Source organism: Sphingomonas sp. RS6, assembly GCF_054489705.1.
Map to the genome: position 1 here is coordinate 461,488 of NZ_JBTMWM010000002.1, position 19,450 is coordinate 480,937.

General features: G+C 67.1%; 22 protein-coding genes. 10 read left to right on the forward strand and 12 right to left on the reverse strand.

Going from position 1 to position 19,450, the window contains the following annotated elements:
• Positions 1–46 precede the first annotated feature (46 nt).
• A complete protein-coding gene (galE, locus tag ACX40Y_RS07005) occupies positions 47–1,045 on the forward strand; it encodes a UDP-glucose 4-epimerase GalE (RefSeq protein ID WP_459118819.1) in 999 nt (332 codons plus the stop codon).
• A 33-nt stretch (positions 1,046–1,078) separates the two neighbouring features.
• Here the strand turns inward: galE and aguB are convergent, their stop codons facing one another.
• Genes aguB through ACX40Y_RS07020 form a run of 3 tightly spaced genes read right to left on the reverse strand, consistent with a single transcriptional unit; the run spans position 1,079 to position 3,260 of the window.
• On the reverse strand, positions 1,079–1,927 hold the full coding sequence (aguB, locus tag ACX40Y_RS07010; protein WP_459118820.1) for an N-carbamoylputrescine amidase: 849 nt from the start codon (positions 1,925–1,927) through the stop codon (positions 1,079–1,081).
• A gap of 8 nt (positions 1,928–1,935) precedes the next feature.
• A complete protein-coding gene (locus tag ACX40Y_RS07015) occupies positions 1,936–2,286 on the reverse strand; it encodes a DUF3147 family protein (RefSeq protein ID WP_459118821.1) in 351 nt (116 codons plus the stop codon).
• The gene (locus ACX40Y_RS07020; protein WP_459118822.1) at positions 2,283–3,260 is read right to left on the reverse strand and encodes an agmatine deiminase family protein; all 978 of its coding nucleotides are present in this window, start codon (positions 3,258–3,260) and stop codon (positions 2,283–2,285) included. Before ACX40Y_RS07020 ends, ACX40Y_RS07015 begins: the two co-directional genes overlap by 4 nt.
• 112 nt (positions 3,261–3,372) lie before the next feature.
• Here ACX40Y_RS07020 and ACX40Y_RS07025 point away from each other — a divergent pair, with 112 nt between their 5' ends.
• Positions 3,373–5,364: an alpha/beta hydrolase family protein gene (locus ACX40Y_RS07025; RefSeq protein WP_459118823.1), complete on the forward strand. Its 1,992-nt coding sequence runs from the start codon at positions 3,373–3,375 to the stop codon at positions 5,362–5,364.
• A 103-nt stretch (positions 5,365–5,467) separates the two neighbouring features.
• Here the strand turns inward: ACX40Y_RS07025 and rpsD are convergent, their stop codons facing one another.
• The 6 genes from rpsD to rpiB all read right to left on the reverse strand — a co-directional run bounded on the left by rpsD (position 5,468) and on the right by rpiB (position 9,722).
• Positions 5,468–6,082, reverse strand: coding sequence for a 30S ribosomal protein S4 (gene rpsD, locus ACX40Y_RS07030; RefSeq protein ID WP_459118824.1), 615 nt, complete (start codon positions 6,080–6,082; stop codon positions 5,468–5,470).
• A 198-nt stretch (positions 6,083–6,280) separates the two neighbouring features.
• Positions 6,281–6,532, reverse strand: coding sequence for a hypothetical protein (locus ACX40Y_RS07035; protein WP_459118825.1), 252 nt, complete (start codon positions 6,530–6,532; stop codon positions 6,281–6,283).
• 121 nt (positions 6,533–6,653) lie between these two features.
• Positions 6,654–7,376 (reverse strand): RNA methyltransferase, encoded by a 723-nt coding sequence (locus ACX40Y_RS07040; RefSeq protein ID WP_459118826.1) that lies wholly within the window; start codon positions 7,374–7,376, stop codon positions 6,654–6,656.
• Positions 7,373–7,834 carry a transcriptional regulator NrdR gene (nrdR, locus tag ACX40Y_RS07045; RefSeq protein WP_459118827.1) on the reverse strand — a complete coding sequence of 154 codons (462 nt, stop codon included), beginning with the start codon at positions 7,832–7,834 and terminating at the stop codon, positions 7,373–7,375. Before nrdR ends, ACX40Y_RS07040 begins: the two co-directional genes overlap by 4 nt.
• Positions 7,835–7,965: 131 nt before the next feature.
• Positions 7,966–9,273, reverse strand: coding sequence for a serine hydroxymethyltransferase (gene glyA / locus ACX40Y_RS07050; protein WP_459118828.1), 1,308 nt, complete (start codon positions 9,271–9,273; stop codon positions 7,966–7,968).
• Positions 9,270–9,722 carry a ribose 5-phosphate isomerase B gene (gene rpiB, locus ACX40Y_RS07055; protein WP_459118829.1) on the reverse strand — a complete coding sequence of 151 codons (453 nt, stop codon included), beginning with the start codon at positions 9,720–9,722 and terminating at the stop codon, positions 9,270–9,272. Before rpiB ends, glyA begins: the two co-directional genes overlap by 4 nt.
• A gap of 55 nt (positions 9,723–9,777) precedes the next feature.
• Here rpiB and ACX40Y_RS07060 point away from each other — a divergent pair, with 55 nt between their 5' ends.
• From ACX40Y_RS07060 to ACX40Y_RS07075, 4 genes are all read left to right on the forward strand, one after another.
• Complete coding sequence (locus ACX40Y_RS07060; protein WP_459118830.1) at positions 9,778–10,053, forward strand: hypothetical protein; 276 nt, start codon at positions 9,778–9,780, stop codon at positions 10,051–10,053.
• A gap of 165 nt (positions 10,054–10,218) precedes the next feature.
• Positions 10,219–11,463 (forward strand): BtaA family protein, encoded by a 1,245-nt coding sequence (locus ACX40Y_RS07065; protein WP_459118831.1) that lies wholly within the window; start codon positions 10,219–10,221, stop codon positions 11,461–11,463.
• Positions 11,460–12,125 carry a class I SAM-dependent methyltransferase gene (locus tag ACX40Y_RS07070; protein WP_459118832.1) on the forward strand — a complete coding sequence of 222 codons (666 nt, stop codon included), beginning with the start codon at positions 11,460–11,462 and terminating at the stop codon, positions 12,123–12,125. The genes ACX40Y_RS07065 and ACX40Y_RS07070 overlap by 4 nt, the downstream gene beginning before the upstream one ends.
• A gap of 43 nt (positions 12,126–12,168) precedes the next feature.
• Positions 12,169–12,732 (forward strand): Uma2 family endonuclease, encoded by a 564-nt coding sequence (locus ACX40Y_RS07075; RefSeq protein ID WP_459118833.1) that lies wholly within the window; start codon positions 12,169–12,171, stop codon positions 12,730–12,732.
• A 6-nt stretch (positions 12,733–12,738) separates the two neighbouring features.
• On the opposite strand, the gene hemA is transcribed toward ACX40Y_RS07075, so the two are convergent.
• The gene (gene hemA / locus ACX40Y_RS07080) at positions 12,739–13,983 is read right to left on the reverse strand and encodes a 5-aminolevulinate synthase (RefSeq protein ID WP_459118834.1); all 1,245 of its coding nucleotides are present in this window, start codon (positions 13,981–13,983) and stop codon (positions 12,739–12,741) included.
• A gap of 314 nt (positions 13,984–14,297) precedes the next feature.
• Between hemA and ACX40Y_RS07085 the strand changes: the two genes are divergently transcribed.
• Complete coding sequence (locus ACX40Y_RS07085; protein ID WP_459118835.1) at positions 14,298–14,474, forward strand: hypothetical protein; 177 nt, start codon at positions 14,298–14,300, stop codon at positions 14,472–14,474.
• Between the two features lie 14 nt (positions 14,475–14,488).
• Here the strand turns inward: ACX40Y_RS07085 and murI are convergent, their stop codons facing one another.
• Positions 14,489–15,286 (reverse strand): glutamate racemase, encoded by a 798-nt coding sequence (murI, locus tag ACX40Y_RS07090; protein WP_459118836.1) that lies wholly within the window; start codon positions 15,284–15,286, stop codon positions 14,489–14,491.
• 122 nt (positions 15,287–15,408) lie between these two features.
• Between murI and plsY the strand changes: the two genes are divergently transcribed.
• The 3 genes from plsY (at position 15,409) to ACX40Y_RS07105 (ending at position 17,862) form a co-directional block, all read left to right on the forward strand.
• The gene (gene plsY / locus ACX40Y_RS07095; protein ID WP_459118837.1) at positions 15,409–16,014 is read left to right on the forward strand and encodes a glycerol-3-phosphate 1-O-acyltransferase PlsY; all 606 of its coding nucleotides are present in this window, start codon (positions 15,409–15,411) and stop codon (positions 16,012–16,014) included.
• Complete coding sequence (dprA, locus tag ACX40Y_RS07100; protein ID WP_459118838.1) at positions 16,007–17,086, forward strand: DNA-processing protein DprA; 1,080 nt, start codon at positions 16,007–16,009, stop codon at positions 17,084–17,086. Before plsY ends, dprA begins: the two co-directional genes overlap by 8 nt.
• 173 nt (positions 17,087–17,259) lie before the next feature.
• Positions 17,260–17,862: an outer membrane protein gene (locus ACX40Y_RS07105; protein WP_459118839.1), complete on the forward strand. Its 603-nt coding sequence runs from the start codon at positions 17,260–17,262 to the stop codon at positions 17,860–17,862.
• Positions 17,863–17,937: 75 nt separating this feature from the next.
• On the opposite strand, the gene ACX40Y_RS07110 is transcribed toward ACX40Y_RS07105, so the two are convergent.
• On the reverse strand, positions 17,938–19,416 hold the full coding sequence (locus ACX40Y_RS07110) for a SulP family inorganic anion transporter (protein WP_459118840.1): 1,479 nt from the start codon (positions 19,414–19,416) through the stop codon (positions 17,938–17,940).
• Positions 19,417–19,450 lie beyond the last annotated feature (34 nt).

Below are 19,450 nucleotides of genomic sequence, written 5' to 3' on the forward strand. Positions count from 1 at the left end.
GGCGCCAAGATAGGGTTGTGGGGTCGCCGAACAAAGGGGGTGGGCGATGCGCGACGGTACGGTGCTGGTGACGGGCGGGGCGGGCTATATCGGCAGCCATGCGGTGCTGGCGCTGCTCGATGCCGGCTGGCGGGTGGTGGTGGTGGACAACCTCGTCACCGGGTTCGACTGGGCGGTCGATCCGCGTGCCGCGCTGGTGGTGGCCAACATCGCCGACGACGCGGCGGTGCGCGCGGCGATGCGCGAACACGGCGTGATCGCGGTCATGCACTTCGCCGGATCGGTGGTGGTGCCCGAATCGGTGAGCGACCCGCTCAAATATTATCGCAACAACACCGCCGCGAGCCGCGCGCTGATCGAAAGCGCGGTGGCCGAAGGCGTGAAGCACTTCATCTTCTCCTCGACCGCAGCGACCTATGGCATTCCCGAACAGGTGCCGATCCGCGAGGACTCGCTCAAGGCGCCGATCAATCCCTATGGCATGTCGAAGCTGATGACCGAGATCATGCTGAAGGATGTCGCGGCGGCGCACCCGATCAACTATTGCGCGCTGCGCTATTTCAATGTCGCCGGCGCCGACCCGCAGGGCCGCAGCGGCCAGTCGACGGCGGGCGCCACCCACCTCATCAAGGTCGCGGTGGAAGCCGCCACCGGCAAGCGCAGCCATGTCAGCGTGTTCGGCACCGATTTTGCGACGCCCGACGGCACCGGCGTGCGCGACTATATCCATGTGACCGACCTTGCCGCTGCGCATGTCGACGCGCTCGACCTGCTGATCGCGCGGCCCGAGGAGAACCACACGCTCAACGCCGGCTATGGCCGCGGCTTCTCGGTGCTCGAAGTGCTCGACGCGGTCGACCGGGTGACGAACATGACGATCGAACGCAAGCTCGAGGGCCGCCGGGCGGGCGACCCCGACGCGCTGGTGGCGGACAACAGCGCGATCCTGGCGGCGCTGCCCTGGCGGCCGCGCCACGACGATCTGAACGGCATCGTCCGCGATGCGCTGGCATGGGAACGCAAGCTGGCCGAACGCGGGCGCTGATCCCCCGCGGGGCGTACCCCGAGGGCAAGGGCGTCAGATGTCCTGCACCAGCCGGCCGTACAGCTCCGGCCGGCGATCGCGGAAAAAGCCGAAGGCGGCGCGGTGGCGCTTGACCCGATCGAGGTCGAGCGTCGCGGTGATCACGCCCTCTTCCGTCCGGTCGAGTTCGGCGAGGATGTCGCCGCGCTCGTCGGTGATGAAGCTGGTGCCGTAGAAGGTCTGGCCATGTTCGGTGCCGACACGGTTGGCGGCGATCACCGGCACGACGTTGGAGACCGCATGGCCCACCATCGCGCGGCGCCAAAGCCGGGCGGTGTCGAGGCTGTCGTCATGCGGCTCGCTGCCGATCGCGGTGGGGTAGAACAGCAGTTCGGCGCCCATCAGCATCATCGCTCGCGCGGTTTCTGGATACCACTGGTCCCAGCACACGCCGACCCCCAGCTTCGCGCCGGGGCCATCCCACACCTTGAACCCGGTGTTGCCGGGGCGGAAATAGAATTTCTCCTCATAGCCCGGCCCGTCGGGGATGTGGCTCTTGCGATAGACGCCCGAGACCTTGCCGTCGGGGCCGATCATCGCGAGGCTGTTATAATGGTGCGGCCCATCCGCCTCGAAGAAGCTGGTGGGGATATGGATGGCGAGTTCGGCGGCGAGCGCCTGCATCGCCAGCACCGCCTTGTGCTCGCCGACCGGCTTGGCGTTGGCGAACAGGCCCTCGTCCTCGACGCGGCAGAAATATTCGCCCTCGAACAGCTCGGGCGGCAGCACCACCTGCGCACCGCGCCCCGCCGCCTCGCGGACCAGTTCGGTCACGCGGGCGATGTTCGCATCGATATCGTTCGAGAAGGCGAGCTGGAGCGCGCCGACAGTGATCTGGGTCATGACGGTCCTCAGAGCGTGATGCCGAACCGGGCGAGCGCCGCGGCGGTCAGGAAATACAACAGGATCGTGAGCGCGATGCCCGCGAGCAGGGCAGGCGGGAAGCCGACCCCGGATCGCATCAGCGCCGGCACGAGCAGGAACATGGGGAGCGAGGGCAGCACATACCAGAAGGTCGCCTGGAGATGGTCCGCCACCCGCACCGGATCCTGCGTGTCGCACCAAAGCCACAGGACGCCGAGCAGCGAGATCAGCGGCAGCGACGCGACCAGCGCGCCGAACGCGGGGCTGCGCCGGGCGAGCATCGCGACGGCGGCGACGATCAGCCCGGAGAGCAGCGCGCGGACGGCGAAGGCGGTCATGCGGGTCGCGGGATCTGCTGCGAGATGCAGTGGAAGCTGCCGCCGCCGGTGAGGATATGGTCGGCGCGCTGGCCGACGATGTCGCGGCCGGGGAAGATACTCTGTAGCGTCTGAATCGCGGCCTGGTCATTGGGCTGGCCGTACAGCGGCACCACCACGGCGGCGTTGCCGATGTAGAAGTTCATGTAGCTCGCCGGGATCGGCTCGCCGTCTTCGCCCGGCACCGCGCCGGGGGAGGGCATGCGGACCACCTCGACGCCGAACGCCTCGGCGCGAGCGACCGCGTCGGCGTAGATCGCGGCGTTGGGATCGTCCTCGGCCGGCGTCGGAATCAGCAGCCGATTGGGGCCGACGAAGCGGGCGAGATTGTCGACATGGCCGTCGGTATGATCGTTGGCGAGGCCCTCCCCGAGCCACAGCACGCGCGTGTAGCCCAGGTCCGCCGCCAGCTTCGCCTCGACGTCCGCGCGGTCGAGGTGCGGATTGCGGTTGGGGTTGAGCAGGCACTGCTCGGTGGTGACGCACAGGCCGGTGCCGTCGCCGTCGATCGCGCCGCCTTCGAGAATCCAGCCATGCTTGCGCGTCGCCAGCCCGCGGGCGGCGGCGAGGCGGGCGCCGATCGTATCGTCGCCTTCGAGGTCGTACTTGCCGCCCCAGCCGTTGAAGCCGAAATCCTGCGCGACGCCGTCGCCGGTGACGATGCCGGCGGTGTCGCGCAGCCAGATGTCGCCGAACAGCTCGGTCACGACCTCGGCGGCGTCGCCGGCCATGCTACGGGCGACCTCGGCGGCGGCCTCATCGGCGGCGACGAGGATCACCCGCTCGCCGCGGCCCCCGGCATGCACCGCGCGGGCAAAGGCGATCACTTCGTCGCGGGCGGGCGCCAGGTCTTCGAGCCAAAGGTCGCCGTCGCTGGGAAAGCCGATCCAGACCGCGTCGTGCGGCGCCCATTCGGGGGGAGGTGTAAGAGTCATGGCGCGGCCTTTAGCCGGGTCTGGTTTTGGGGAAAAGGCGGGGACGGCGGGAAGTTGCCAATGGGCCTTTCCGGGCTACAGTCGTTTGACAGGATGTAGTTGGGGGCGGGCAGTGACGAAACTGATGATGGCGGCGCTCATGGCGAGCATCGCGCTCACGCCAGTGGTGCGGGCGCAAAGCGTCGAGGCGAGAAAATTTGGTGCGCGTGAGGGCGTCGAACAGGTCAGCCTGTCTCCCGACGGCAAACGGGTGGCCATCGTTGTCGCGATGCCGGGCGGCAGCGGCGACGGCCTGATCGTCGGGAATGTCGACGGGCAGGGCGGGCTCAAGCCGATCTTCCGCTCGAGCGGACGACCGGATCGGCTGCGTTATTGCGGCTGGTCGACACCGGATCGGTTGGTGTGCATGCTGACGATCATCCGCGGCGCGCCCGAGCGGCTCGAGTCGATGAGCCGGATGATCGCGGTCGATGCCGACGGGTCGCGGCTGAAGGAACTGAGTGCGCCGACGACGATCGAGTCGCTGGGCGCCGCTTATTATGGCGGCAGCGTACTCGACTGGTTGCCCGATGATGCTGGCAGTTCAGTGCTGATGGATCGATGGTTCGTGCCCGAACAATCGACCGGGCGGCTGGTTGCACAGCGGCGAGAGGGGCTTGGCGTGGAACGCGTCGACACGGTGACGCTGAAGCGCCGTATCGTCGAGCAGCCGCGCGGCGCGGATGCCTTCATGACCGACGGTCATGGCGAGGTGCGGGTGATGATCCAGCGCCCGACGCTGACGTCGGACTATACCAGCGACAAGATTTTGTCCTTCTATCGAAAGGCCGGCGAGCACCAGTGGCTTGAACTGGCTTCGGCTACCGCGGATTCGCAGACGGTGAAGGGGTTCGTGCCGAGCGCCGTCGATCGTGATTTGAACATCGCCTATGGCTTCGACGACGACGGCAAGGGCCACCAGGCGCTGTACAGCATCGCGCTCGACGGCAGCATGAAGCGTACAATGGTGTTCCAACGCGATGGCGTCGACATTGACGGTCTGATCCGTATCGGCCGCCAGCAGCGCGTGGTCGGAGTGAGTTTCGCCACCGAAAAGCGACAGGTGGCGTTTTTCGATCCGAAGCTGAAAGCACTGTCGGAATCGCTGGCAAAGGCAATCCCGGGATTGCCGATCATCGGCTTTGTCGATTCCAGCAATGATGGAAGCAAGCTGCTGCTTTATGCCGGTAGCGACATCGATCCGGGGCGTTACTTCCTCCTCGACCAGACCACCAAGAAAATGGCCGAGGTGCTGCCGGTGCGGCCCGAACTGGCCGGCACCAAACTGGCGACGGTCAAGCCGATCACCTATGCCGCCGCAGACGGCACACGGATTCCCGGCTATCTGACGCTGCCGCCCGGGAGCGACGGCAGGGGGCTGCCGGCGATCGTGATGCCGCATGGCGGGCCGAGCGCGCGTGACGAATGGGGCTTCGACTTCCTTGCGCAGTTCTTCGCCAGCCGCGGCTATGCGGTATTGCAACCCAATTTTCGTGGATCGAGCGGCTTCGGCGAGGCGTGGTTCCGCGACAACGGTTTCAAGTCGTGGAAGATCGCGATGAGCGATGTGAACGATGGTGCCCGCTGGCTCGAAGCTCAGGGCATCGCCGCGCCGGGCAAGCTTGCGATCTTCGGCTGGTCCTATGGCGGCTATGCCGCGCTCCAGTCGTCGGTGCTCGACCCGAACGTATTCAAGGCGATCGTCGCCGTAGCGCCCGTGACCGATCTGGAGGTGCTGCGGAAGGAGAGCGAGTTCCACAGCGACTTCAAGCTCGTTTCGGCATTTATCGGCCAGGGGCCGCATGTCCGTGAAGGATCGCCCGCGCAGAATGCCGATCGGATCACCGCACCGGTGCTTCTGTTCCACGGCGACAAGGACATGAATGTCGGTGTCGGCGAATCCCGCTTGATGCAGTCTCGGCTCAAGGCCGCAGGCAAGCAGGTCGACTATGTCGAGTTCGAGGGGCTCGACCACCAGCTCGACGACGATCGTGCGCGCGTCGAGATGCTCGACAAGTCCGATCGCTTCATCCGCAAGACGCTGGGTCTGCCCGACAAGCCGTGATCGATGGTCGAGAGGCGCCGCCGGCGCCTCTCCGCACGCAAGCAACGAAAAAGGGCGGCCCCGAAGGACAGCCCCGTTTCTCGTTTCCCGAAGGGAAGCCGGATCAGCGCGAGTAGAACTCGACGACCAGATTCGGTTCCATCTTCACCGGATACGGCACTTCGTCGAGCGTCGGCACGCGGGTGAAGGTGACCTTCGACGCGCCGTCGGGCGTGACATAGTCAGGGATGTCGCGCTCGGCGAGGCTCTGCGCTTCCATGACGAGCGCCATTTCCTGCGCCTTGCTGCTCAGGCTGATTTCCTGGCCCGGCTTGATGCGGCGCGAACCGATGTTGCACTTCTCGCCGTCGACGCGGACATGGCCGTGGTTGACCAGCTGGCGGGCCGCGAAGATCGTCGGCGCGAACTTGGCGCGATAGACGATCATGTCGAGGCGCTGCTCGAGCAGGCCGATCAGGTTCTGGCCGGTGTCGCCCTTCATGCGCGACGCGTCTTCGTACGAGCGCTTGAACTGCTTCTCTGTGATGTCGCCGTAATAGCCCTTGAGCTTCTGCTTGGCGCGCAGCTGGATGCCGAAGTCCGACATCTTGCCCTTGCGGCGCTGGCCGTGCTGGCCGGGGCCGTATTCGCGCTTGTTCACCGGGGACTTGGGACGACCCCAGATGTTTTCGCCCATGCGGCGATCGAGCTTATGCTTGGCGCTGGAGCGCTTCGACATATCGAATCCTTCATTCAATTGCGTTGACGTTGACCCGGGCGGCGAGCCACCCTGATCGCGATCCCGGTTTCGCCTGTGTTTCTCTGGAACGAGAAGCGCAGGGCCACCGCTTCACCGGGGGTGCGGGGCCAATTGCGAAGCGGCGCGCCTAGCGGGGCAGGCGCGCGAAGTCAAGCAGGGGGCGGTGCACCCGCCCGATCAGTCGCCCCGCTGGGTGCCGGGTCCGCGACGATCGAGCGCACGCTGGGCATTTGCCTCGTCCGCTTCATGGATCGCCTGCCACTCGGCGCGCGTGTGGCATACGCGCTTGCCGAAATTGGAACCCGTGACCTGAACGCGGCGACAGATCTGCTTGTCCGGATCGGGGGACGAGGAATGCTTCGGTGCGGTCTGTTGCGCGATGGCAGGCGCAGACACCAGCGCGAGCAGAGGAAGCCAGGCAAAACGCATTTCGGCGGATCTCCGTTTGAGTCGCGGCGATCCTATCGGTCTATTGCACCTGCGAAAACGAATATTTGCACCGGCATTATAACAATAGCGCATCGCATTTGGCTGATTGCGGCACGAATTCTCAATCGCGCCGATGCCGCTTCCGGCCGTCGAGCGCCGACAGCACGCCGCGCAGCGTGCGCAGTTCCTGGCTCGACCAGCGCGGCTTGGTGAGCAGGGTGCGCAGCGTCCGCTTGGTCGAGGGCACGCGGTCGGGCGGGAAATAATAGCCCGAATCCTCGAGCATCGCATCGAGCTGGCCGATCATCCCGTCGAGTTCGGTTTGCGGCGCCGGCGGATCGAGATCGACGGTCGGCGGGCTTTCGAGGCCGACATGTTTCGACCATTCATAGGCGACGAGGATCACCGCCTGGGCAAGGTTCAGCGAGCCGAATTCGGGGTTGATCGGCACGGTCAGGATCGTGCGGGCCAGCGCCACGTCGTCGGTTTCCAGCCCCGAGCGTTCGGGGCCGAACAGGATTGCGGTCCGCTCTGGCGCGGCGTGGATCGCGCGCGCGGCGACTTCGGGCGTGACCACCGGCTTGGTGACGCCGCGCTTGCGCACCGTGGTTGCATAGACATGCGCGCAATCCGCCACCGCTTCGGCCACGGACTCGAACACGCGGGCGCGTTCGAGCACGATGTCCGCGCCGCTCGCTGCCGGGCCGGCGGACGGGTTGGGCCAGCCGTCGCGGGGGGAGACCAGCCGCATCTCGGTCAGCCCGAAATTGAGCATCGCGCGCGCGGCCTTGCCGATATTCTCGCCCAGCTGCGGGCGGACCAGAACGAAAACGGGAGGATTCAACTCTTGCCGACCTCGCTGACATTGCCGGCGAAGTCTTCGAAATCCTTCGCCTCGCGGAAATCCTTATAGACGCTGGCAAAGCGGATATAGGCGACCGAATCCAGCCCCTTGAGCGCGTCCATCACCAGCTCGCCGATGCGCTGCGAGGGGATTTCGGCGTCGCCGGTCGTCTCCAGCTGGCGCTGGATGCCCGAGACCAGCCGCTCGATCTGCGTCGGCTGGATCGGGCGCTTGCGGCAGGCGGTGGAAACCGAGCGGACCAGCTTGTCGCGCTCGAACGGCTCGCGCCGTTCGCCGCTCTTCACGACAGTCAGGTCGCGCAGCTGGATGCGTTCGAAGGTGGTGAAGCGCGCGCCGCACGCCTCGCACTGCCGCCGCCGGCGGATCGCCGCGCCGTCCTCGGTGGGGCGGCTGTCCTTCACCTGGCTCGCTTCGTTGGAACAGAAGGGGCAGCGCATGTCAGTGCATTCGGGAGGGGTTTGTCACCCTCACCCTTCCCACTCGGCTGCGCCGAGCGGGACCCTTCCCTCTCCCATTGGGAGAGGGAGGGAGCGCCGAAGGCGCGGAAGGGTGAGGGTGAGCAGCCAGTTCAGCCGCCGTAGATCGGGAAGCGTTCGCACAGCGCGCGGACGCGGGCCTTCACGTCTGCTTCCACCGCCGCATCGCCCGCCTCGCCCTTGGTCCGCAGCCCGTCGAGCACGTCGGCGACCATGTTGCCGATCTCGCGGAACTCGGCCGGGCCGAAGCCGCGGGTGGTGCCCGCCGGCGAGCCGACGCGGATGCCGCTGGTCTTGACCGGCGGCAACGGATCGTTGGGGATGCCGTTCTTGTTGCAGGTTACGCCCGCGCGCTCGAGCGCCTCGTCGGCGTCCTTGCCGGTGACGCCGAGCGGGGTGAGGTCGACCAGCGCGACATGCGTGTCGGTGCCGCCCGAGACGAGGTTCGCGCCGCGCTCCTTGAGCGTCGCCGCCAGTACCTTGGCGTTCTCGACCACCGCTGCGGCATAGCGCTTGAACTCGGGGCGCAGCGCTTCGCCGAACGCGACCGCCTTGGCGGCGATCACGTGCATCAGCGGCCCACCCTGAAGCCCCGGGAACACCGCCGAGTTGATCTTCTTGGCGATGGCTTCGTCGTCGGTCATCACCATGCCGCCGCGCGGACCACGCAGCGTCTTGTGCGTGGTGGTGGTGACGACATGGGCATGGCCGAACGGGGTCGGGTGGACGCCGCCCGCGACGAGGCCCGCGAAATGCGCCATATCGACCATGAAGATCGCGCCGACCTCGTCCGCGATCGCGCGGAAGCGGGCGAAATCGATGATGCGCGGATAGGCGGAGCCGCCCGCGATGATGAGGCGCGGCTTGTGCTCCTTGGCCAGCTGCTCGACCTGGTCGAAATCGATCAGGTGGTCGTCGGGGCGCACGCCATATTGGACCGCGTTGAACCACTTGCCGCTCATCGCCGCGCGCGCGCCGTGGGTCAGGTGGCCGCCGGCATCGAGGCTGAGGCCGAGGATCGTGTCGCCGGGCTTGGTCAGCGCGAGCATCACCGCGCCGTTCGCCTGCGCGCCCGAATGCGGCTGGACGTTGGCGAAGCCGCAGCCGAACAGCGCCTTGGCGCGGTCGATCGCCAGCTGCTCGACTTCGTCGGACGGGTGGCAGCCTTGGTAATAGCGCTTGCCGGGATAGCCCTCGGCGTACTTGTTGGTGAAGACCGAGCCCTGTGCCTCGAGCACCGCCTTCGAGACGATGTTCTCGGATGCGATCAGTTCGATCTGGTGCTGCTCGCGTGCCATTTCATGCTCGACACCGGCGAATACCGCGGGATCGACTTCGGCGAGCGATTTGGTGAAGAAGCCATCCGGCTGCAGGCCAGCCGATACGGGGTTGGTGCTCATGCGGGGCTCCTTTCGGGGTTGCTCAGCTTGTCGACGCGGCGCTGGTGCCGGTCGCCCAGAAAGCTGGTGTCGAGAAACGTGGAAATACAGGCCTTGGCCATTTCGATGCCGACCAGCCGCGCGCCCATCGCGATCACGTTGGCGTCGTTGTGCTGGCGCGCCAGGCTGGCGGAAAGCGGTTCGGATACCAGCGCGCAGCGCGCGGCCGGGTTGCGGTTGACCGCGATCGAGATGCCGATGCCCGATCCGCACAGCGCGACGCCGAAATCCGCCTCGCCCGATTCGATCGCGGCGGCAAGGCGATAGCCGTAATCGGGATAGTCGACGCTATCCGGGCCGTTGGTGCCCAGATCGCGGACGTCGTGGCCGGCCAAACGCAACCAATCGGCGAGTTCTGCCTTCATTGCATAGGCGGCGTGATCGGAGGCGATGGCGATGCGGAGCGACATGGCGCGCTCCCTACGCCCGCGCGCGCTTGCTGGCTAGACTATTGGAGGTACATATATGGCCAAGACGATCTTTGCGTTGATTCCTGCCCTCGCGCTCGGCGTGGCGGCCTGTTCGCCCGACAATGAGAGCCGGATCGACAATTCGCTCGATCGCAGCGCCGATTCGCTCGGCAATGCCGCCGATCGGCTGGGCGATCAGATCGGCAACAGCATCGATCGCGCGGGCGAAGAACTGCGCGAGGGCGGCGACCGGGCGGGCGACGCCGTTGCGAACGGCGCCGAGGATGCCAGCAAAGCAATCGACGACGCGGCCGACGACGCGGCGAACTGAGGTGACGCGGCGGCCGGACGTGCGCCCGAGCGGGCCCGCCCGGCCGCGGCCGGATTGATTTCCCGGGGCCAGTGTCACAAGGCTGCAAAGCTTTTGTCACAGGGGGAGGTGCCGGGGTCTGGCGGGCATGCTGCCCGAGGGGCCGGCCGTCAGGAGTCGTCACGCATGCGAACGGTAGCCAAGGCACCCAAGAATGGCGCGGTGCGGGGGGCGGTTCACCGCCATGAGCATCTCAGCAAGGAAGGCATTCTCGAACGCGCCTTCACCTTCGCGTTTCGCGGCCTGGTCTATGCCCAGATCTGGGAGGACCCGGTGATCGACATGGAAGCGCTGCAGATCACCCCCGAAAGCCATATCGTCACGATCGCATCGGGCGGCTGCAACGTGTTTTCCTATCTGACGGCGAACCCCGCGAAGATCACTGCGGTGGACCTCAACCCCGCGCATATCGCGCTCAACAAGCTCAAGCAGCAGGCGGCGCTGCGCCTGCCCGATTATGAGGCGTTCCACCGCTTCTTCGGCCTCGCCAACCGGCCGGAAAATGTCGATGCCTACAAGGCGTATCTGCGCGACCATCTCGACGACAGCTCGCGCGTCTATTGGGAAGGCCGCGCGCCGAACGGTGTGCGCCGCATCAACGGCTTCAAGACCGGCTTCTACCGCCAGGGCCTGCTCGGCCGGCTGATCGGCTTCGTCCATTGGCTGGCGCATCGCTATGGCATCGATCCCAAGGAGATCCTCGCCGCGAAGAATATCGAGGAGCAGCGCCACATCTTCGAGACGCGCTTCGCCCCCTTCTTCGACAAGAAGCTGCTGCGGTGGATGGTCGACCAGCCCGCCGCGCTGTTCGGCTTCGGAATCCCGCCGGCGCAGTACGACCTGCTCAAGGTGGACGACCAGGAAGGCATCACCGGCGCGCTGCGCAGCCGGCTGCGCAAGCTCGCCTGCGACTTCGACCTGAAGGATAATTTCTACGCCTGGCAGGCATTCGGCCGCGGCTATGGCGAGCATGAGGGTGCGCCGCTGCCGCCCTATCTCGAGCGCAAGAACTATGAGCTGGTGCGCGACCGCGCCGACCGCGTCGAGATCCGCCACACCAACTATGCCGATTATCTCGAGTCGATGCCGGCGCAGTCGCTCGATCGCTACATCCTGCTCGACGCGCAGGACTGGATGACCGACGAGCAGCTGACCCGCATCTGGACCGAGATCACCCGCACCGCCAAGCCCGGCGCGCGCGTGCTCTATCGCACGGCGGCCGTGCCGGACGTGGTCCGCGGCCATATCCCCGACGCGCTGATGAACCAGTGGCAATATGAGGACCAGGCCAAGCTCGACGACTGGACCCGCCGCGACCGTTCGTCGGTCTATGGCGCGACCCATGTCTGGACGCTGAAGCCGCACGCATGAGCGGGCAGGCGGGGGCGGCCGATCAGAAGGGGCTGATGGATGCGACCTATGCGCTCCATCGCCACTTCTACGATCTCACGCGAAAATTCTATCTGCTCGGCCGCGACCGGCTGATCCGCGAACTGGCGCCGCCGCCCGGCGGCACGGTGCTGGAGGTCGGCTGCGGCACCGCGCGCAACCTGATCGTCGCGGCGAAGCGCTGGCCCAACGCACGTTTCCACGGCTTCGACATCAGCGAGGCGATGCTGGATACCGCGCGAAAGTCCGTTGCGAAGCATGGGCTATCGGACAAGATCACGCTCGCGCAGGGCGATGCCGGGGCGTTCGACGTGCACGCGCTGTTCGGGCTTAGCCAAGTCGACCGCGTGTTCATGAGCTACACGCTGTCGATGATCCCGCCCTGGCGGCAAGCGATCGCGCTGGGCGCCAAGGCGCTGGCGCCGGGCGGCAGCCTGCACATCGTCGATTTCGGCCAGTATGAACGCCTGCCGGGCTTCGCCAAGCGCTTCCACTTCAAGGAACTCAACGCCTTCCACGTCTATCCCCGCGCCGATCTGCGCGAGGTGGTGGAGGGCATCGCGGCGGAGCAGGGGATGACGGCCGAGTTCCGCGCGTCGCTGCGCGGTTACACCTGGAGCGCGGCGATCAGGCGGCCGGCCTGAGCGCTATGGCTTCGGACCTGCCTGCCGTGCTACTTTCCTTGGCATGAACCAGCAGGTCCGCCTCGCATCCAACAAGGAGTGGGCGTCGCCGTTCACGGCGGACGATTTTCTGCACATGCTCGAACTTGGGGCGTTCGAGGATATGCGGGCGGAACTGGTCCGGGGGGAAATCGAAAAGATGATGCCGGCCGACTGGTCGCATGGCGAGCTTGTTATACGCCTGAGCGGGCTCCTTTTTCCGCTGTTGCAGGCCGCGAAGACGATGGCCGGTGCCGATGTTGTCTTGCGCATCGACGATCACACAGTTCGGGCTTTCGACATCGCGGTGGTGCGGTCTGGCGTTCGTCCACATAAGGCGCTCGCGCCAGAGGATGTATTGTTCGGAATCGAAATCGCCGAGACCACGCAACGCCGCGATCTAGGCGAGAAGCGCGATGAATATGGCGCGGCCGGCATTCCCGCTTATTGGGTCGTCGACAGCGTCGCGCGGGTGACGCACTGCTTCGTGCTGGACGCGAGCGGGGGTGCTTATGGCGAACCCATCATCGTGCCGTTCGGCCAGCCGATGGACGTGCCCGGCCTCGGCGGTCAAATCACCATCGACTGACGGCGCTCACGCCGCCAGCCGCAGCTCCAGCCGGCCCCAGATTTCGACCAGCGCGTCGACCAGCTCGCGCATCATCGCTTCGTCATGCGCGGGGCCGGGGGTGAAGCGCAGGCGTTCGGTGCCGCGCGGGACGGTAGGGTAATTGATCGGCTGCACGTACACGCCATACTCGGCGAGCAGCACGTCGCTGATCTTCTTGGCCTTGACCGGATCGCCCACCATCAGCGGCACGATGTGGGTGGTGGAGGGCAGCACCGGCAGCCCGGCGTCGTTCATCAGCTGCTTGAGCATCGCCGCGGCGGCCTGCTGGCCCTCGCGCTCGACGCTCGAGCCCTTCAGGTGGCGCACGCTCGCCAGCGCGCCTGCCACCAGCACCGGCGCCAGCGAGGTGGTGAAGATGAAGCCCGGCGCATAGCTGCGGATCACGTCGATGATCACCTGGTCGGCGGCGATATAGCCGCCCATCACGCCGAACGCCTTGCCCAGCGTGCCCTCGATGATCGTCAGCCGGTGGGCGACCTCGTCGCGATCCGAGATGCCGCCGCCGCGCGGGCCATACATCCCCACGGCATGGACCTCGTCGAGATAGGTCAGCGCATTGTACTTGTCGGCCAGGTCGCAGATTTCCGCGATCGGCGCGATGTCGGCGTCCATCGAATAGACGCTTTCGAACGCGATCAGCTTGGGCGCCGCGGGATCGTCGGCGGCCAGCAGTTCCTCGAGATGCGCGAGATCATTGTGCCGCCACACCCGCTTCTCGCAGCCCGAATTGCGGATGCCGGCGATCATCGAGGCGTGGTTGAGTTCGTCCGAATAGATGATGCAGCCCGGCATCACCTTGGCGAGCGTCGACAGCGTCGCCTCGTTCGAGACATAGCCCGAGGTGAACAGCAGCGCGCCTTCCTTGCCGTGCAGATCGGCCAGCTCGCGCTCGAGATCGATGTGGTAATGGGTGTTGCCGCCGATGTTGCGCGTGCCGCCCGAACCGGCGCCAACGTCGTGCAGCGCCTCTTCCATCGCCGCGATCACCTTGGGGTGCTGGCCCATCGCGAGGTAATCGTTCGAGCACCAGACGGTGATCGGCTTCGGCCCGTTATGCCCGGCGAAGCAGCGCGCATTGGGGAACATCCCCTTGTTGCGCAGGATGTCGATGAAGACCCGGTAGCGCCCCTCGGCGTGGAGGCGGTCAATGGCCTGGGTGAAGACCCGCGTATAGTCGATCGCGGGTGCAGAGGCGTCTTCGCGGTACATGGCCTATCTTTCTAAGCCGAAAAAGCCGACAATGCCAACAAGGGAACTTCCTTATTTCCTTGCCCGCTCAGTGGGCGATCCACTTGCGTCCGATGCGACCAAGAAGCGCCCCGAATGTGGGCGATGGCCGCGCATGATTCCAGCGGGTGGGACAAAATGTCACAGCCCGGCGAACGGGCAGCGAACTGGCGGACATTTCGTGCCGGGCGGGCATGCGATCCATGATATAAGCACGTCATCGGGCGCGACTCGCCTGATGGAGGCCTGCGCACATCGCCTGTTCTTCTCGCTGCACGCCCACCGGGAGAGTGCCCATGAAATCGGTCGACACCGACTATTATCGCCGTCGCGAACATCAGGAGCGACGGACCGCCAACGGGAGCGATGACGAGATGGCGCGGCGCCTCCACCTCGAACTTGCCGATCGCTATTCGAAGTTGATCGACGCGACCGCCGGCGGCGGGCAGGATCGGGCAGCCGACCAGCGCTAAGCAGCTGACCAGCGCTAAAGCGTCTCGGTTCGCCGCAGCCCATATCGCGCCAGCGCCGGTGCCAGCGCCGCTGCACGCCCGTCGCGTGACGTGAACACGGCGCGGCCGGCGGGCGGCGTGGCCGGCCATGACTGGCCCTGGGTCAGATAGGCCACCCGGCGCGCGATCCCGGCGCCGCCGTCGACGAAGCGCGTGCCGGCGGGCACCAGCGGCTGCATTTCCGGTTCGAGCAGCGGGAAATGCGTGCAGGCATTGACGATCACGTCGATCCGGTCGCCGCCGGGCTGGCCGAGCAGCCCGTCCAGTTCGGCCGCGATGCGCGCCGCCGGCACGGCTTCGCCCGCCAGCTTCGCCTCGGCAAGCTCGACCAGCGCCGCCGAGCCATAGCGCAGCACCGTGCAGTCGGCCGCGAAGCGTGCGGCGAGATCGTCGACATAGGGTTGCCGCACCGTCGCCGCCGTGCCGAGCACGCCGATCGTCCGCGTCGCGCTGGCCTCCGCCGCGGGCTTGATCGCCGGCACCGTGCCGACGATCGGCACGTCGAGCGCGGCGCGGACATGCTGGAGCGCGATCGTCGAGGCGGTGTTGCACGCGATCACGATCAGCCGCGGGTCATAGCGTTCGGCGAGTCGCCCGAGCAGCGCGGGCACGCGCGCCGCGATCTCGGCCTCGCTCCGCGTGCCATAGGGAAAGCCTGCCGAATCCGCGACATAGACCAGCGGCGCCTGCGGCAGCAGCCGCGAAACCGGGGCGAGCACGGAGAGGCCGCCAATGCCGGAATCGAACAACAGGATGGGGCGTGCATCGTCCATGCCCTGCGCCATTGGGCATGGCGCGGACAGGCGTCAACCGCGGCCGTTGCTGCGCACTGATGCAGGTCATTGCGCAGCCGGTGCGGCGGCGGCTAAGGGGAGGGGGCAAAGGGGGTTCCGACTTGCCAACCGAAGTGCCGTGGCTTGCTCCGATCGGGGCATTGCTGATCGGGTATCTGCTGGGTTCGATTCCATTCGGTGTGCTGCTGACGCGCATCGCCGGGGCGGGCGACCTGCGCCAGATCGGCTCGGGCAATATCGGCGCCACCAACGTGCTGCGCACCGGGCGAAAGGGCCTCGCCGCGGCAACGCTGCTGCTCGACATGCTGAAGGGCGTGGCCGCGGTCCTGATCGCAGCGCGACTGGGGCCCGCCGGCCCGATGCTCGCAGGCACGGCGGCGTTCATCGGCCATTGCTATCCGGTGTGGCTGGGCTTTCGCGGCGGCAAGGGCGTCGCGACGCTGATGGGCATCGTCGTCGCGCTCTACTGGCCGGCTGGGCTGATCTATGCCGCGATGTGGCTCACGCTGCTGGCGACGGTGCGCATCTCCTCGGTCGCGGGCATGGCGGCGGCGATCAGCGCGCCGGTCAGCGTCGCCTATTTCGGCGAGGTCGATCTGGTGCTGATGCTGCTCGCGCTCGCGCTGATCGTGCTGTGGAAGCACCGCGAGAATATCGACCGCCTGATGAGCGGGTCCGAACCGCGCATCGGCGGCAAGCGTGGCTGATCCGCGCGAGCCGCGGCTTCGGCTGCTGCGTTCGGCGAAGATCGGCCCTGTCACCTATCGCCAGCTGCTCGCGCGCTTCGGCACGGCCGAGGCGGCGCTGGAGGCGCTGCCGATGCTCGCCGCGCGCGGCGGCGGGCGGGCGCCGGTCGTCGCCGATCCGGGCCTTGTCCGGCGCGAGATCGCCGCGGTCGACCGGCTCGGCGCGCGCTATCTGTTCATCGACGATCCCGCCTATCCGCCGCTGCTCGCCCAGCTCGAAAATGCGCCGCCCGCGCTGATCCTGCGCGGCGCGACGGCGCTGCTCGATCGGCCGTGCATCGCGATGGTCGGCGCGCGCAACGCATCGGCGGCGGCGTGCCGCTTCGCGCGCCAGCTGGCGATCGGCCTTGTCGATCACGGCGCGACGGTTGTGTCGGGGCTGGCGCGCGGGATCGACACCGCCGCGCATGTCGGCGCGATTGGCGGCGGCACGGTGGGCGTGATCGCAAGCGGGATCGACATCACCTTCCCGCCGGAAAATGCCGAGCTTCAGGCGCGCGTTGCGGACGAAGGTCTGCTGCTCACCGAACAGCCGCCCGGCACCGAGCCGCTGGCGCGCTATTTCCCGGCGCGCAACCGCATCATCGCCGGCCTGTCGCTGGCGACGGTGGTGGTGGAGGCGGCGCCGCGATCGGGCAGCCTGATCACCGCGCGCATCGCCGCCGAGGCGGGACGCGATGTGCTGGCGGTGCCCGGCTCGCCGCTCGATCCGCGCGCGCAGGGCTGCAACCTGCTGATCCGCGAGGGGGCGACGTTGGTCCAGTCGGCCGACGACATCTGGGAAGCGGTGCGCCCGATCGATCCGCGCGCGGTGCGTGCGCCGGGCCGCGGCTTCGGCGCGCCGCCGCCCGACGATGCCAGCGACGAGGAGCGGCGCGCGATCACCGCGCTGCTCGGGCCGGTGGCGGTGTCGGTCGACGAACTGATCCGCCAGTCGGGAATCGCGCCGGCGGCGGTGCAGATGGTGCTGCTCGAACTCGAACTCGCCGGCCGGCTCGATCGGCACGCGGGCGGGCGCGTTTCGCTGGGCTGAGCGACCGTCCGGGCGCGCCGGTCGCGGCCAATCTGAACCATAGCTGAGCGATTTCGTCGGTGTTGCCCGAAGGCAACACGCCGCGAATGTCTGCACGATTCGATGGATCGCTTGGCGTCGTTACGCATTGGGAGCGTCGCAACAACCCTCCAATCAAAGGGAAAGTGAATAGTATGCGTAACGCGTTCATCCTCGCCATCGCCGCGGCCGGCCTGACCGCCACCGCCGCCCAGGCCCAGGACACCGGCAGCAACGGCACCTCGTTCCGCGGCATCCGCGTCGAGGCCAATGCCGGCGGAGACCGGTTCCAGTCGCAGGGCAATCATGACGACAATTTCGGCTATGGCGGCACCATCGGCTTCGACGGCAAGCTCGGCGACCGCATCGTGATCGGTGCCGAGGGCAGCTACTGGCGCGCCAATGACTGGGCGGAGAACTGCTCGGCGGCGAGCGGCGGCACCGTGTGCCACAAGTCGTTCGAGGAATGGGGCGCGGCGGTCCGCGCCGGCGTGCTCGTCACGCCGCGCACGCTGGTCTTCGCCAAGGGCGGCTATGTCACCAACGAGCAGCGTAAGTGGCTCTCGACGCCGACCGGCGGTTATTATGATCACTTCAACACCGATGGCTATCAGGTCGGCGGCGGCGTCGAATATTCGATCACCGACGAAGCGTCGCGGATGCCGGTCTATGCCAACGTCCAGTATGTCTATTCGCAGTATAACGACCACACCGCGCGCCAGCGCGTGATGGCGGGCGTGGGCGTCCGCTTCAAGTAAGCGACGCACGAGCGAACGAGAAAGGGCCGCGCGGCAACCCCGCGCGGCCCTTTTTTGCTGTGTGTGATCGCCAGCTCAGTGGGGGGCGAAGCCGCTTTCGACGCCGGTCTTGTCGTGGAGCGCGAACTTGTCGACGATGTCGGCGCTCGCGCGGTTATAGCCGATGATCTCGACCGCGCGGCCGCCCTGGCGCAGCCGCGCGACGATCTTGTCGAGTGCCGCCACCGCCGAGATGTCCCAGAAATGCGCGGCGGTGACGTCGATGGTGACGGCGCTCGCCGGTTCGTCCTGGCCGAAGGCGCGGGTGAAGCGTTGGACCGAGGCGAAGAACAGCTGCCCGGTGACGACATAGGTGGCGCGCGCGACATCGCCGGTTCGCTCGACGCCGAACATCCGCTGCACCTTGCCGGCAAAGAAGATGCCCGACAGCAGCACCCCGGCCAGCACGCCCTGCGCCAGATCGTGCGTCGCCACCACCACCGCGACCGTCACCAGCATCACGATCGAGGAGGTTGGCGGATGGCGGCGCAGATTGGCGATCGACGACCAGCTGAACGTGCCGATCGAGACCATGATCATCACCGCCACCAGCGCCGGCATCGGCACCCGGCCGACCCAGGGGCCGAGGGCCGCCAGCAGGAACAAGAGGAACGCGCCGGCGGTGAAGGTGGAAAGCCGGCCGCGCCCGCCCGAGGTGACGTTGATCACCGACTGGCCGATCATCGCGCAGCCGCCCATGCCGCCGAACAGCGCCGCGACGATGTTCGCGCCGCCCTGGCCGCCGCATTCGCGCCGCTTGTTGCTGTCCGTGTGGGTCATGTCGTCGACGATCTGCGCGGTGAGCAGCGATTCGAGCAGGCCCACCGCCGCCATCGTCAGCGAATAGGGCAGGATGATCCTCAGCGTTTCCCAGCTGAGCGGCACGTTCGGCAGCACGATGCTCGGCACGCCCTGGGGCAGCTTGCCCATGTCGCCGACGGTGTTGACCGGCAGGCCGGCGACGATGCTGATTGCCGAGAGGATCAGGATTGCGACCAGCGGCGAGGGGACGGCCTTTGTCACGCGCGGCAGCAGATAGATGATCGCCAGCCCGCCCGCGACCATCGCATAGGCCTGCCAGGCGACGCCGGTCAGCTGCGGCAGCTGGGCCATGAAGATCAGGATGGCGAGCGCGTTGACGAAGCCGGTGATCACCGAACGCGAGACGAACTGCATCAGCAGGTCGAGCCGCAGCAGCCCAGCGGCGATCTGGATCAGCCCCATCAGGATGGTGGCGGCAAACAGATAGTCGACGCCGTGATCGCGCACCAGCGGCACCACCACCACCGCGACGGCGGCGGTGGCGGCGGAGATCATCCCCGGCCGCCCGCCGAGGAACGAGATGACGATCGCGATCGCGACCGAGGCATAGAGCCCGACGCGCGGATCGACGCCGGCGATGATCGAAAAGCCGATCGCTTCGGGGATGAGGGCAAGGGCGACGACGATTCCGGCAAGAATGTCGGCGCGCACATTGGATAGCCAGTCGCGGCGCAGCGCGGCGGTGTCGAACATGCTGAAGATTCCGTGGCATGGGCGGCGCATCGGC

Excerpts from the sequence above, each read along its gene's own strand:
- galE (WP_459118819.1), top strand. The coding sequence starts at position 47 with ATGCGCGACGGTACGGTGCTGGTGACGGGCGGGGCGGGCTATATCGGC.
- ACX40Y_RS07110 (WP_459118840.1), bottom strand. The coding sequence starts at position 19,416 with ATGTTCGACACCGCCGCGCTGCGCCGCGACTGGCTATCCAATGTGCGC.
- rpsD (WP_459118824.1), bottom strand. The coding sequence starts at position 6,082 with ATGTCGAAGCGCTCCAGCGCCAAGCATAAGCTCGATCGCCGCATGGGC.
- rpiB (WP_459118829.1), bottom strand. The coding sequence starts at position 9,722 with ATGTCGCTCCGCATCGCCATCGCCTCCGATCACGCCGCCTATGCAATG.
- ACX40Y_RS07070 (WP_459118832.1), top strand. The coding sequence starts at position 11,460 with ATGAGCGGGCAGGCGGGGGCGGCCGATCAGAAGGGGCTGATGGATGCG.
- ACX40Y_RS07015 (WP_459118821.1), bottom strand. The coding sequence starts at position 2,286 with ATGACCGCCTTCGCCGTCCGCGCGCTGCTCTCCGGGCTGATCGTCGCC.
- ACX40Y_RS07020 (WP_459118822.1), bottom strand. The coding sequence starts at position 3,260 with ATGACTCTTACACCTCCCCCCGAATGGGCGCCGCACGACGCGGTCTGG.
- murI (WP_459118836.1), bottom strand. The coding sequence starts at position 15,286 with ATGGACGATGCACGCCCCATCCTGTTGTTCGATTCCGGCATTGGCGGC.
- ACX40Y_RS07105 (WP_459118839.1), top strand. The coding sequence starts at position 17,260 with ATGCGTAACGCGTTCATCCTCGCCATCGCCGCGGCCGGCCTGACCGCC.
- ACX40Y_RS07060 (WP_459118830.1), top strand. The coding sequence starts at position 9,778 with ATGGCCAAGACGATCTTTGCGTTGATTCCTGCCCTCGCGCTCGGCGTG.
- ACX40Y_RS07035 (WP_459118825.1), bottom strand. The coding sequence starts at position 6,532 with ATGCGTTTTGCCTGGCTTCCTCTGCTCGCGCTGGTGTCTGCGCCTGCC.
- ACX40Y_RS07065 (WP_459118831.1), top strand. The coding sequence starts at position 10,219 with ATGCGAACGGTAGCCAAGGCACCCAAGAATGGCGCGGTGCGGGGGGCG.
- ACX40Y_RS07085 (WP_459118835.1), top strand. The coding sequence starts at position 14,298 with ATGAAATCGGTCGACACCGACTATTATCGCCGTCGCGAACATCAGGAG.
- glyA (WP_459118828.1), bottom strand. The coding sequence starts at position 9,273 with ATGAGCACCAACCCCGTATCGGCTGGCCTGCAGCCGGATGGCTTCTTC.
- aguB (WP_459118820.1), bottom strand. The coding sequence starts at position 1,927 with ATGACCCAGATCACTGTCGGCGCGCTCCAGCTCGCCTTCTCGAACGAT.
- nrdR (WP_459118827.1), bottom strand. The coding sequence starts at position 7,834 with ATGCGCTGCCCCTTCTGTTCCAACGAAGCGAGCCAGGTGAAGGACAGC.
- hemA (WP_459118834.1), bottom strand. The coding sequence starts at position 13,983 with ATGTACCGCGAAGACGCCTCTGCACCCGCGATCGACTATACGCGGGTC.
- ACX40Y_RS07075 (WP_459118833.1), top strand. The coding sequence starts at position 12,169 with ATGAACCAGCAGGTCCGCCTCGCATCCAACAAGGAGTGGGCGTCGCCG.